The sequence below is a fragment of the Streptomyces sp. JLBG701 genome (assembly GCF_058544905.1).
This window is the reverse complement of the sequence record NZ_CM178588.1, coordinates 441722-454321: the sequence shown is the minus strand read 5'-3', so window position 1 is coordinate 454321 and position 12600 is coordinate 441722. Positions and strand designations below refer to the sequence as shown.

Here is a 12600-nt window from a genome sequence, read left to right as displayed (position 1 = left end):
CCAACGGCAGCCACGACAGGCCACGCCTGAGTCCTGGAGGACGGATGACCAGCCCGAGGGAACCATCACGTGACCCTGCCCACGAGGGATCAGCGTCGGGCGGCAGGTCGCACATGGCCGGCCCGGGCAGGATCGGGCGGAAGGTGGCCTCGGCGGTTCTCATCGTCCTCGCCTGCGTCCTGGTCCCCGTATCGGTACTGACCGTGTGGGTGCACGACATCGCCCTCGACACGGACCGTTACGTCGCCACGGTCAAACCGCTCGCCTCCGACCCCGCGATCGAGGACGCCGCGCGCAACCGCATCGTCCAGGCCGTCGACGTACGGGTCGACGGCAAGCGAGCCACCAGCGAACTCGCGGCCTGGCTGCAGTCCCAGGGCCTGCCGCCGACGGCTGCGCAGGCTGTGCGGGGACTGGCCCCCCAGCTGAACGCGGCCGTGACCGGCGCCGCGGACAAGGTGGCGACGCGGTTCGTCCAGAGCGACAGGTTCGAGAAGGTGTGGACCTCGGCCAACCGGGCCGCGCACGCTGCTGTCGTGCACGCCCTGACCGGAAAGGGGCGTGGGGCGGTCGGCGTCGAGGACGGCACCGTGACCCTCGACGTCGGCACCGCCGTCGACAAGGTCAGACAAGAGCTCGTCGATGCCGGTGTGACACCGGCGTCTCACATCCCGGACGTCGACAAGCAGATGGTGCTCTTCAAGTCCGACCAGCTCAAGCGCATGCAGAACGGCGCGCACGCCCTCGACGTCATCGGCACCTGGATGCCGATTCTGACGGTGATCCTCGGGGCGGCAGGCGTACTTCTCGCCTACCGGCGCAGACGAGCGCTGGTGAAGACCGCACTGGGTGCCGCGTTGGCCGCTCTGATCGTCGCTATCGGCCTGGTCGTCGCCCGCCGCTACTACCTGGACCATCTGCCCCCACAGGTGCAGTCGGAAGCGGCAGCGGCAGCCGTCTTCGACCATCTCCTGCATTTCCTGCGGGTCTCGCTGCGCACCGTGATCGTGCTCGGTGTGGTCGTCGCCCTCGGCGCCTACTTCGTCGGACCCGGCCGAGGGGCACGCGCCACACGGGCCACCTCCGAGCGCACCGCCGACTCCGTGGCCCGATGGGCGGACACCCACGACATCCGCATCGGCCGCGTGGGTACATGGACGGCGGACCACCGGCGGTGGCTCACGATCGGCGTCCTGCTGCTACTGGCCCTGTTGTTCGCACTGTGGAACCACCCCACGGTCCTGACGGTCCTGCTGCTGGTGCTCATCCTCCTGGCGGTGCTGGCACTGATCGCCCTGGTGGCGGCGATCGGCCGCACCGCGCGGAGCGCGGAGTCCTCTGCTTCCGCCGACCCGGGATCCGGCGGGTGAACAGGATGCACGCCAGACCGGCGCGGAGGCACCTCCTGTCGCGATGAGTTTGGGTCGGGTCGCGAGTCTGTTGTGGTGACCGTCATAGGACGCCGTGCGACGCTGCCCGGCACAAGACACCTCGGAGGACACCATGACGACCGCACCGGACGAGTCGACCACCGCACTGCCCGGCCGCCCGCCCGTCGTCGACCTGGCCACCTGGCAGGCCGCCCGTGACGAGCTGCTGGTCCGCGAGAAGGCCCACACCCACGAGGGCGACGCGATCGCCGCGGCCCGCCGCCGGCTGCCGATGGTGGAGTTCGACGGGAGTGTCGAGGTCGTCGGAGCCGACGGCCCGGTCCCCTTCCTGGACCTGTTCCAGGGCCGCGACGAACTCGTGGTCTACAAGCACATGTGGTACGACGGCGCGCCGCACCAGGGGCAGTGCGAGGGCTGCACCACCACCGCCTGGCACCTGCAGGACGTGGCCGTCTACCTCAACGCCCGCGGCGTCTCCTACGCCGTCCTGACCACCGGCCCCTGGTCCGAGGTGGCCTCCTACGTCGCGTTCATGGGCTACACCCAGCCCTGGTACTCGGTGCGCGACGTGGACGGCCCGGCCGGCGGCAGCATGGGCTACCTCACCTGCTTCCTGCGCGACGGCGACCGCGCATTCCTCACCTACTCCACGACCGGCCGCGGCAACGAGCGGGTCAACGGCTCCCTCGGCCTGCTCGACATGACCCCCTACGGCCGCGGCGAAACGTGGGAGGACAACCCCGAAGCCTGGCCCAAGGGGCTCAGCGCATGCTGGACCTGGCGCCTGGACGCGGACGGCAACCCCACCTGGGGCCCGACCAGCCGCCCCACGCCCCAGTGGACCCGCCCCGGCGCGACCCCCGTGGAAACCCTCGGCCGACACGGCCACCACCACTGACCCGCCTTCGTCGACCACGCGGCAGCGCGCGGCCGGTGATCCCGGGCGGGTCTCAGACCGCGGTGTAGGCGCCGTCCACCAAGTGGTAGCTGCCGTGAACGAACGACGCGCGCTCGGACAGCAGGAAGACGATCAGTTCGGCGACCTCCTCGGAGCGACCGAGCCGGTCGGCGAGGATGCGGATCGACTCCTCCTGGGCGTCGACCCGGATGCGTTCGTAGGCGGCGAACAGGGCGGGCTCGCTGTCCACCAGGGCCAGCAGGGACCGCATCCGCGGGCGCGGGTGCCAGGCCGGGTTGCGCCGGTCGGCCAGCCACTCGCGCACCGCCCTGCGATAGGCGAGCAGCGGCGCCTCGGCGGCGGGGCGGGCCCGCAGCAGCGCGTTGATGCGGTCGCCGTCGCCGCGCACGAAGTCGAGGGCGGCGTCCTCCTTGCCGGTGAAGTACCGGCTGAAGGTGCGGCGCGTGACGTCCGCGCGGTCCGCGATCGCCTCCACCGTGGTCGCCGCCAGACCGCGCTCCAGGATCAGCTCCAGCGCGGCACCGGCCAGCGCGTCGCGGGTCTGCCGCGCCTTGCGCTGCCGCCGGTCCTCCGTGGCACCACCGGGTGGGGCGGTGGTGGGCTCCGTTGCCTTCATGCCTTCGACGCCACCCCGGTGATGTCCCAATGGGACATCACCAGCGGCGGAGGGCTGCGGGCGCCGGAATGCTCGTCGGATCAGCCGATGGCGTCCGTAGGCCGATCGGGGGACGGGCTCACCCGCCCCGGTGAGCGGCGGGAATCCCGCGTACCACCGGCGCACGACCGGCGTTGCCCCCGACATGAACCGAACCTCGCTCGTGCTGTGGCGCCCGCCGGGTCGTGCCGCGACGCCCTGTCTCTACGCCGAACTGACCAACGGGCCCTTGGCCCGTCCGCCGATCTACGCCCAGCTCGTCGCGGAGTGGAGGGCGAAGGGGCGTGCCGTTCCCGCGGACCCCGCCGTGCAGTGGGCGTCCTTCGCGGACCTTCCGGCGTGCATGGACGGGGCCACCGAGGACACCGACGACTCCTGAGGCCTCACTCGTCGCGCACCGGTGCCAGGACGGCCAGCATGCCGTTGGCCTGCCGCAGCGCCAGTTCCAGGGTCACCGGTGGGTGCAGCGCGCCGGTTCCGTCGGGCGGGATCAGCCATTCCAGGAAGCGCGCCGGCCGGTAGGGCGGGGGCACGGCGACCCAGTCTCCCCTGCTCGCGTACCGCAGGCCCGCCCCGACCCACCGGCCGGCCGGGTCGGGTGGCAGGAAGAAACCGATCCGTTGGGCGGCGGTGTCCACGAGCGTGGGGCCCGGCACGGGCAGCGACGGCTGCCACAGAATGTCCAGGGTGAGCAGGCCCAACTGCTCCGGAACGCTGAGCACGTCCCAGAACCGGCCCGCTCGCAGGAGCGCGATCCCGTCGCCCTGATCCCAATCCCGTTTGCACACCCGGGGATTCGGCGCGGCCGCGGCCAGCCACTCCACGCCTTGCGTCCACATCGCGTTCGTCATATACAGCTCCGTCGCGCGGGGGGTGCGCAGGGGGTTCGCACTCCAACCCGGCATATGCATGCTGGTAGATATTTCTACGCGGCGGAAGGGGTGGCGTGGGATGGCGTTTGCAGCCGGTTCGTTCGAACTCCGAGCGGGTGTGCGCTTCTTGCCTCCGGGCCGGGAGGTCACCCGTGGGAGACGGCCACCCTGCGTTCGGCGAGTTCAGTCACGACGGAGTCGTGCACGCCCTTCCTCTTGTGGGGGTCTCCCGGCATCCGCAGCCGTTGGAGGGCGGGCAGGCCGAGCAGCGTGTCGAAGGTCTCCAGGGCGGAGACCGTCGTGAAGCCGAGCCCGGTGAGAGTGGACAGGCCGGTCAGGGCTTGCGTCACGCTCTCGGAAGATGTGGAGGGCGCGGAGCATGGTGAGGTGCCGCAGGCCAACAAGCGAACTGCGGCGCTGAAACCGGAGATCGGTCCGGCCCTCCTGGCGGAAGGCGGGGGCGAGCAGGGAGGCACAGAACGCGTCCGGATCGGCGGCGCCCTCCCACAACCGCAGCAGGAAGTCGGAGGAGAGGTCGGCCATGAGGGCGTATCGGGCCGCCAGTTGAGGCGCTTCCCCGTCGTCGGCGACGAGGACAAGTTCCCGGATCGCCTTGCGGGCCCGGGCCTGCGTGGCTTTCTCCACGCCCGCGTGCAGCTCGGCCAGTAGCCGCCGGGTCCGACAAGACCGCAGCGGACGACGGTAGTTGACGGTGAAAAGCAATGGACGGCCGCCGAGACAGCCCCCTACTGTGTGACGCCACGCCCCAGGACCGGCGGAAGGAGGCGAGTCCCGTGAAGTTCACCCTCACCCAGCGCTCCCTCTGCCCTGCCCCGGCGTGCTTCGTCCGACCTGACCGGGAGCGCTCCACGCAGTAACGCCTCCCGGAGGAATCCATGACCGATCTGGTCATCCGCACGCTCGACGAGAGCGACGCCCGTCTCTTCGACGACATGCCCGACCCCCTTTCCGCCCGTGAAACGCACCGACTGACACGGCACCGCCCCGACTGGAAGAGGGTGGCGCTGCGCGACGGCACGGTCGTTGCCCGCGGCGCCTGGTGGGGCGGCCCCGACGACACCGAGCCGCTCAACATCAACTGGTTCGACGTGGCCGAAGGGGAGGAGGAAGCGGGCGCCGAGCTCTTGCGCACCGCCCCGTGGCGCGTGGGTCTTGAGCTGAACCTGCCTGCCGGATGGCGCGCCGAATCGGACCTCCGCGCTGCGGCTGAGACGCGCCTCACCGCCGTACGAGAAGCCGGATACGACCTTCTCGTCGAACGCTTCCTGTACCGGTGGACACCGGCGTGCGGGCTGCCCGAGCGCCCAGGTCGCCTCGTGTTCAGCGCCGAACCGGACGACGCGGTGTTCTTCGACGCGCTGCGCCGCATCCACTCCGTCACCCTGGACGCCCACGCGCTCAAGGCCATCGAGGAAGGGGGAGTCGACCAGGCCGCCCGCGAGGAGCTCGACTTCTTCCGGTGGTGTCCGTCCCCGCGCGAGTGGTGGCAGGTCGCACACACGCCCGACGGTGATCTCGTGGGCATGCACATCCCCGCCCACAACCCGTCCGGCCCGTGCATCGGCTTCATCGGCGTCCTGCCGCAGCACCGCGGACACGGCTATGCCTACGACCTGCTGACGGAGTGCACGCACTTCCTGGTCGAGCGAGGCGCCGAGTTCGTCGCGGGGGGCACGGACCAGGGGAACATCCCCATGGCCGCGCACTTCTCCAAGGTCGGATTCCCCGTCGTACGTGAACGCCTCAACTTCGAGGTGGCACGCCCCGCCTCCTGAACCGGCCGCCGCGGGCATCGGCGGACCTCACGGGGCTCATCCACGGGTCGCTACCCGTGGATGAGTCCCGTGGGTGCTGGGATGGACCCGGCAGAAGGGGATGGTGGTGGAAGGCAATCCGGACAGCGGGTCCGCAGTGGCGCCGGCGGAGCGTTTCGCTCTGGCGCAGCGTGCCGTCGCCGTGATCGGTACGACGCTCGACGAACGCAGGACGGCGGCGGAGTGCGCCGGCTTCCTGGTCGAGGAGTTGTGCGACGCCGCGGCCGTCGATCTCCTCACGCCTGAGGACTCACGGCACGCGGACCACGACTCGCTGCGCCCCGCGGCGGCAGCGGGGCGCCGCGAGCTGCTGGAGAGCCTGGAGATCGTGCCCCGGGGCGATGTCCTGGTGCGGGCGCTGGACGCGGGCCACCCGATCACCGCCTCCTTCACCTCCGCCCAGGGCACGCTGCTGGCGGCCCTGTCCGTCCCGTTGCTGGCGTGGGGGAGGGCGTACGGCGCGGTTCTCGCCGTACGCTCCGGCCGGACGTTCAGCGACGACGAGACCGCGATGGTGCACTACGTCGCCCGGTTGACCGCCGCCCATCTGCGGCACGCCGTGGAGCACCACCGGCTGGGCGCTACGGCGCTGCACCTGCAACAGGCCCTGCTCGCCGAACCCAGCCGCCCCCACCCCAACGTCGACATGGCCACCCGCTATCTGCCCGCCGGCAGCGACGCGGTGGTGGGCGGCGACTGGTTCGAGACCGTGCGCCTGCACTACGGCCGCACTCTTCTGGTCATCGGCGACGTCATAGGGCACGGCCTGGACGCGGCGGTCGACATGAACGCCTATCGCTCGATGCTGCGCTACGTCGCCTCCACCGACCTGCCTCCCCACCGGATCCTGCGCCGGATGGACGCGGCGATGTCCCAGGAGAGCAACCGCCGCCCCGCGACGTGCCTGCTGGCCCTCCTGGACCCCGCGCGGGGGACGGCCGCCTTCGCCGGCGCGGGTCATCTGCCGCCCGCCGTCTTCCACGGCGACGGCACATGCGAACTGATCGCCCTGCCCGTGGGGCCCCCGCTCGGCACGGGTCTGGCCGACTATGACATGACCACCGTCGACCTCACTCCCGAGGACACCCTGGTGATGTTCACCGACGGACTGGTCGAACGGCGCGACGAGGACATCGACGTCTCGCTCGACCGGCTGGCCCGTCTGCGGCTGCCCCCCGAACAGGACGTCACCCGGGTCCTCGACGAACTCCTGGTGCACCTTGGCGCCCATCGGGCGGATGACGACGTGGCCGTCATCACCGCGCGGCTGAGGCCTCGCCACGGCGGGGAGTTCACCGACTGATCCCGGCGCTCCTCACGGCAGCGGCTGCTCCGCCCAGATGATCTTGCCGTCGGGTGTGTAGCGGGTGCCCCACCGTTCCGTGAGCTGCGCGACGAGGAACAGGCCGCGCCCGCCCTCGTCCGTGGAGGCCGCATAGCGCAGGTGCGGGGCGGTGGTGCTGCTGTCGTACACCTCGCAGATCAGGTTCCGGTCGAGCAGCAGCCGGACCCGGATGGGCCCGCGGCCGTAGCGGATGGCGTTGGTGACCAGTTCGCTGAGGATCAGCTCCGTGGTGAACGTCAGCTCGTGCAGCCCCCACTTCGCCAGTTGCCGGGTGACATTGGCGCGCATCTCGGCGACGGCCGCAGGATCGGCCGGCACCTGCCAGTCGGCCACCCGGTCGGCGCCGAGGGTGCGGGTGCGGGCGACGAGCAGGGCGACGTCGTCGCTGGGCTTGGCCAGCAGCGGGGAGTCGAGGACGACCTGGCAGGTCTCCTCGGGCGACTCGCCGGCCCGTGCCAGGGTGGTGCGCAGCAGTTCCAGGCCGACGTCGATGTCCCGCTCCCGGTCCTCGACGAGCCCGTCGGTGTAGAGGACGAGCCGGCTGCCCTCGGCCAGCTCCAGCTCGGCCGTCTCGAACGGCAGACCGCCCACCCCCAGCGGAAGCCCGGCGGGCACCTCGGGGAACTCGACGCTGCCGTCCGGCCGGACCAGGGCCGGCGGCGGATGGCCGGCGCGGGCCAGGGTGCATTTCCGGGTCACCGGGTCGTAGATCGCGTACAGGCAGGTCGCTCCGGTGATCGCCGCGCTGCTGTCGTCCGCGGCCTCGTCCTGGTCGATACGGCCGACCAACTCGTCCAGGAGCCCCAGGAGTTCGTTCGGCGGCAGATCAAGGGCGGAGAAGTTGTGCACCGCCGTACGCAGCCGTCCCATCGTGGCCGCGGCGTGCAGCCCGTGGCCGACGACGTCGCCCACGACGAGCGCGACCCGGGCCCCGGACAGCGGCAGTACGTCGAACCAGTCGCCGCCCACCCCGGACTGTGCGGGAAGGTAGCGGTAGGCGAGGTCCAGGGCGCTCTGCTCGGGCAGGGTGCGCGGCAGCAGACTGCGCTGCAGTGTCTCGGCCATGCTGTGTTCGCGTGTGTAGCGGCGCGCGTTGTCGATGGAGATCGCGGCCCGGGCGACCAGTTCCTCGGCGAGGGCCAGTTCCTCCACGTCGAAGGGCTCCTGCTTCTCGGCGCGCCAGAAGCTGGCCACGCCCAGGACCAGGGCTCCCGCGCGCAGCGGGACGGTGATCAGTGAGTGGATGCCGTACTCCACGACCTGCGCCGAGCGTTCGAGGTCCTGCGCGCGCCAGCCGGGGGCCTCGCTGAGGCGGGGCTCGACGAGGGCCTGCCCGGTGTCGAGGCTGCGCGCCTGGGGCGAGGACGCGACGATGGCGATCCGCTTGCCCACCGGGTAGAGGGGAGCGTCGTCCCGGATGCCGCCGAAGGCCGTGCGGCGCAGTTCGGTCGCCGCCCGGGGTTCCTCGCCCTCCAGTACGGCGTCGAACAGGTCAACGGTCGCGAAGTCCGCGAATCGCGGCACGGCCAGCTCGGCGAGTTCCTCGGCGGTGCGGGTCACGTCGAGGCTCGTGCCGATGCCCACACCGGCGTCGTAGAGCATGTTGAGGCGCTCGCGCGCCACCTCGGCCCGGCCGGACAGGGCGCGCAGTTCGGTCGAGTCGCGGAGTGTGGCGACGCTGCCGGAGGGGCCGCCGCGTACGTCCGTGGCGCGCTGGTTGATGGCGAGGAGCCGGTCGCCGACGAGATGCACCTCGTCGGTGGCGACCCGTCCGGAGGCCAGCAGGCCGGCCGTGCCGGCGTCCAGGCCCAGTTCGAGGACCTTCCGCCCCTCGGCGTCGGCGGGCAGGCCGAGCAGCCGGTGTGCCTCGTCGTTGGCGAGCAGCAGGTCTCCCTCGTCGCCGACGATGATCACTCCCTCGCGGACGGAGTGCAGCACGGCGTCGTGATGCTCGTACATCCGCGTCATCTCGTGCGGGCCCAGGCCGTGCGTCTGGCGCAGCAGCCGTCTGCTCACGAGTGCGGTGCTCGCCGTGGCGAGGGCGAGCGCGGCCGCGGCGGCGACCAGCAGGAGCGGCAGCTGCCGGTCCGCGGTGCCGCCCACTTTCGCGGTGGTGATGCCGGCCGACACCAGGCCGACGACGGTGCCGTCGGGCGCCTTGACGGGAACGACGGCCTGGACCAGCGGTCCGATGGTGCCCGTGATCTCCTCGGTGACGGTGCCCCCGGCGAGCGCGGGGGCGATGTTCCCGACGAACTTCTTGCCGATGCGGTCCGGCTTGGGGTGGCTGTAGCGGATCCCCTCGGTGTTCATCACGACGATGAAGTCCACCTCGGACGCCTTGCGGGCCGCCTCCGCGCGCGGCTGGAGCACGGCCGAGGGGTCGGCGCTGCGCAGCGCCTCTACCGTGCCCGGCGCGTTGGCGAAGGCCTGGGCGACGGCGACCGAGCGGTTGCGGGCCTCCAACGTGGTGTCGTGCCGCACTTGGAGCACCTGGGCCACCGCCGCGGCCAGGACGAGCAGCAGCACGATCACCACTTGCAGGACGAACACCTGTCCCGCGACGCTGCGCCCGCCCAGCGCCGACCGCAGTCCCGCGATCGGCCGAGGCCGTCGTCCACCCGCGTCCGCCCGCCGGCGCTCGTACTGTTCGCGCACGCTTCGTTGCGCTCCGTGTCCGACGGTCCGTTGGGTGGGATCCTGTGTGCGCTGCGCGCCCGGACCGTCGCAGGGGCGGGTCGACCGGGCCCCCGATCGACCCCAGAGTCGGACCATGTGCCATGTCTACACTGCCGGGCCCCAGGAGGCGAGAGGCGTCACACACCGTGACGGGCGGGCGCTCGCGGGCCCGGGGGTTCAGGCCTGTTGCCCGTTCGGCGGGCGGCGTGCGGCGAGCAGCAGGGCGATGTCGTCGGGCCGGTCCGCGGCATGCCGGGCCTTCGCGATGAGCCGGTCGGCGACACTCCCGAGGGAGCGGCCGGCGCGGCCCGCGACGGGGGCGCAGGCCTTCGCCAGGGCGACGCGCAGGGCGGCGATGCCGTCGTCGATGTCGATGCCGGGCCGCTCGACCAGCCCGTCGGTGTAGAGCGCCAGGACGGCGCCGGGCTCGATCTCCAGCTCGGCCACCGGATAGTGGGCATGCGGATCCACCCCGAGCACGACGCCGCCGGGTATGTCCCAGACGCGGGTGTGCCCGTCGGGGTAGCGCAGGAGGGGCGGCGGATGCCCTGCCCGGGCGACCCGGGCCAGACCGGTGGCGGGATCCAGCCTGATGTAGCAGCAGCTGGCGAACTGGCCGGGGTCGAGGTCGATGAGCAGCAGGTTGGTGCCCGCCATCACCTCGTCCGGTGGACGGTCGCCGAGCGCGAACGCCCGTACCGCGCTGCGGAGTTGCCCCATGGTGGCCGCCGCCTGCACACCGTGCCCCTGGACGTCGCCGATGACCAGGGCCAGCCCGTCCCCGGCCTCGACCACGTCGTACCAGTCTCCGCCCACGTCCATGCCCTGCGTCCCGGGCAGATAGCGCCCGGCGGTCTCCACCCGCGGATGTGCCGACAGCCGGCGGGGGAGGAGGGCCTGCTGGAGTCCGCGGGCGAGGGCGGCCTCGGTGTCGTAGCGCTGGGCCTTCTCCATGGCATGGGCGATCAGCCCGGCGAGCGCGGTCAGCACGGACCGTTCCTCGGTGCTGAAGCCGCGGGGCCGGTCGAAGCCCAGGATGCAGGAGCCGACCGGACGCCCGGAGGCGATCAGGGGCAGGAAGGCCCGGGCCCCCTCGGTGGCGTCCAGGGCGATGCCGGGGTAGGCGGCCGCCAGTTGCTCCATCGAGTCGAAGAAGAGCGGGCGGCCACTGGTGAGCGTCTCCACGCCGGGCAGCCGGGCGTCCAGGCCCACCCCCTCGAAGGGGGCCAGGAACCCCTTGGGGAAGCCGGTTTCCCAGGACAGGTAGAGATGCCGCTCCTGGAGCAGATAGAGGGCGAGCCGGCCGCCGCCGAACGCGGGCAGCAGCTCCCGCATGACGACCTCGGACACCTGGCGGGCGGTGACGGCCTCGGTCAGCGCGATGGCCAGGACGATCGGGCGGTACAGCGGGGACATGGAGGTGATGCCGGGCGGCTGCTCGCCGAGTGCCGGGGCGGGTCCTGCCGGGGCGTCCGCGACACGGTTCGCCGGGCGGACCGTGCAGGTCAGCAGGGACGGACTCGGATGGACGGACATGGCGAGCCGGTCCCCGTCGGACGCGTGGGCCGCGGCGGCGGGCCGTCTGACGTGGAAGTGCACCGGGTCCGGTGACAGCAGGGCGCCGCGCAGATGGTCCTCGCACTCGGACTGGTTCAGCCAGGGCACGCCCTCCCACAGCGAACGGCCCAGGAGCCGGGTGCGCGGCACGCCCAGGAGCCGTGCGGCGCTCGGATTGGCGTAGACGACCAGGCCCAGCCGGTCCAGGCAGAACACGCCCTCCGGGAGCAGATCGGCGGCGCCGTCGGCCGCCGCTCCCGGTCCCGGATCGAGGACGACACCGCGCACCGCGAACGCGCCGGAGAGCCGGCCGGGCACGGCGCCCGCGTTCCAGAGGTCGATCAGCCGCAGGCCATCGTCCGCGGCCCGCACATACAGCGGCAGGGGCGGCGGACGCCCGCCGGCCGCCTCCCGCAGCGCTGCCAGGACCTCCCGCTCGTCACCGGGCGCCACGGCCCGCGCGAACGCCTCCACGCCCGTGGTGCACCGCTCCGAGTCCCCGCCCAGGAGGGCGTACAGGCCGTGGTCGGCGGTCAGCGCGTCCATCGCCGGATCCCAGGTGAAACGCGCGCTGTGCCCCGTGAGCGGGCGTTCGGCGGGCGGCCGTATGCACAGGGGTTCCCCGTCCCAGGCGATGGCCCGCTCGTCGTCGTGGGCCAGCTTGCGCAGGGCCGCGCTCAGATCGGCGGCCAGGCCCGCCATGCGGTCGCGCTCGGGCAGCAGCTCGATGGCGTCCGAGGCGGCGGGGCGCAGGACTGTCAGGACGCCGAACGGCTCCGACCCCTGCACCGCGACAGGCATGTACAGGGATCCGAAATGGAACGGCAGCCCCGCCGCGAACTGCGGATAGCGGCGCATCGTCTCCGTGGCGTTGGGGAGGACCACCTCGACGCCGAGCCGGTAGGCGTCGGCGACGGGGAACGGGCGGTTCACATGCATCCGCCACCAGGGACGGAACAGGCTCCCGGGCAGCCCCGCCAGCACGGCCAGCCGCAGCAGCCCCGGCGTGCCGGAGCGCAGATAGACGCCTCCGGCATGGCCTCCGGCCGCACGGATCGCCTCCGCCGAGGCGTCGGCCAGCAGCCCGGCCAGCCCGTCCGGCGTCCGGGTCTCACCCTCGGCTCTCCCAGTCATCGGCCCTACCTAGTCCGTGCGCCGCCACGCGCCCGACACAGCAAGAATGCGCCACTACGACCCCGGCCCGCACCTGCGCGATCAGCCGCCGGGCGTCCCGGGCGCCAGGACGTCACGGCCGCGACCCGGCCGGAGTGCCCCCATGATGCACGCTCGCCGGGCCCCGGTCGCCTCTCGCGTACCTTTCGCCTCCGGCTCGACGCCGCTGAGACG

At 72.3% G+C, this 12600-nt stretch carries 11 protein-coding genes; 6 read left to right on the top strand and 5 right to left on the bottom strand.

Annotated features, from left to right (window positions below; translation table 11 throughout):
• Nucleotides 1-143 precede the first annotated feature (143 nt).
• Both AC5DRG_RS02120 and AC5DRG_RS02115 read left to right on the top strand, forming a co-directional pair.
• Nucleotides 144-1370 (top strand): hypothetical protein, encoded by a 1227-nt coding sequence (locus AC5DRG_RS02120; protein ID WP_491807617.1) that lies wholly within the window; start codon nucleotides 144-146, stop codon nucleotides 1368-1370.
• 133 nt (nucleotides 1371-1503) lie between these two features.
• The gene (locus tag AC5DRG_RS02115) at nucleotides 1504-2289 is read left to right on the top strand and encodes a DUF899 domain-containing protein (protein ID WP_491807616.1); all 786 of its coding nucleotides are present in this window, start codon (nucleotides 1504-1506) and stop codon (nucleotides 2287-2289) included.
• A gap of 52 nt (nucleotides 2290-2341) precedes the next feature.
• Here AC5DRG_RS02115 and AC5DRG_RS02110 read toward each other — a convergent pair whose 3' ends face one another.
• Complete coding sequence (locus AC5DRG_RS02110) at nucleotides 2342-2926, bottom strand: TetR/AcrR family transcriptional regulator (RefSeq protein ID WP_491807615.1); 585 nt, start codon at nucleotides 2924-2926, stop codon at nucleotides 2342-2344.
• Between the two features lie 184 nt (nucleotides 2927-3110).
• Here AC5DRG_RS02110 and AC5DRG_RS02105 point away from each other — a divergent pair, with 184 nt between their 5' ends.
• Nucleotides 3111-3344 carry a hypothetical protein gene (locus tag AC5DRG_RS02105; RefSeq protein ID WP_491807614.1) on the top strand — a complete coding sequence of 78 codons (234 nt, stop codon included), beginning with the start codon at nucleotides 3111-3113 and terminating at the stop codon, nucleotides 3342-3344.
• Between the two features lie 4 nt (nucleotides 3345-3348).
• Here the strand turns inward: AC5DRG_RS02105 and AC5DRG_RS02100 are convergent, their stop codons facing one another.
• A complete protein-coding gene (locus AC5DRG_RS02100) occupies nucleotides 3349-3816 on the bottom strand; it encodes a hypothetical protein (RefSeq protein WP_491807613.1) in 468 nt (155 codons plus the stop codon).
• A gap of 167 nt (nucleotides 3817-3983) precedes the next feature.
• Entirely contained in the window at nucleotides 3984-4187 is a 204-nt protein-coding gene (locus AC5DRG_RS02095) for a hypothetical protein (RefSeq protein WP_491807612.1), read from the bottom strand.
• Between the two features lie 37 nt (nucleotides 4188-4224).
• On the opposite strand from AC5DRG_RS02095, the gene AC5DRG_RS02090 reads away from it, so the two are divergent.
• The 3 genes from AC5DRG_RS02090 (at nucleotide 4225) to AC5DRG_RS02080 (ending at nucleotide 6975) form a co-directional block, all read left to right on the top strand.
• Nucleotides 4225-4506 (top strand): hypothetical protein, encoded by a 282-nt coding sequence (locus AC5DRG_RS02090; protein ID WP_491807611.1) that lies wholly within the window; start codon nucleotides 4225-4227, stop codon nucleotides 4504-4506.
• A 227-nt stretch (nucleotides 4507-4733) separates the two neighbouring features.
• Entirely contained in the window at nucleotides 4734-5633 is a 900-nt protein-coding gene (locus tag AC5DRG_RS02085) for a GNAT family N-acetyltransferase (RefSeq protein ID WP_491807610.1), read from the top strand.
• A 73-nt stretch (nucleotides 5634-5706) separates the two neighbouring features.
• A complete protein-coding gene (locus tag AC5DRG_RS02080) occupies nucleotides 5707-6975 on the top strand; it encodes a PP2C family protein-serine/threonine phosphatase (RefSeq protein ID WP_491807609.1) in 1269 nt (422 codons plus the stop codon).
• Nucleotides 6976-6987: 12 nt separating this feature from the next.
• On the opposite strand, the gene AC5DRG_RS02075 is transcribed toward AC5DRG_RS02080, so the two are convergent.
• Together AC5DRG_RS02075 and AC5DRG_RS02070 are read right to left on the bottom strand one after the other, a co-directional pair.
• Nucleotides 6988-9792: a SpoIIE family protein phosphatase gene (locus tag AC5DRG_RS02075; protein WP_491807608.1), complete on the bottom strand. Its 2805-nt coding sequence runs from the start codon at nucleotides 9790-9792 to the stop codon at nucleotides 6988-6990.
• Between the two features lie 81 nt (nucleotides 9793-9873).
• Nucleotides 9874-12387 (bottom strand): PP2C family protein-serine/threonine phosphatase, encoded by a 2514-nt coding sequence (locus tag AC5DRG_RS02070; RefSeq protein WP_491807607.1) that lies wholly within the window; start codon nucleotides 12385-12387, stop codon nucleotides 9874-9876.
• Nucleotides 12388-12600: the final 213 nt, after the last annotated feature.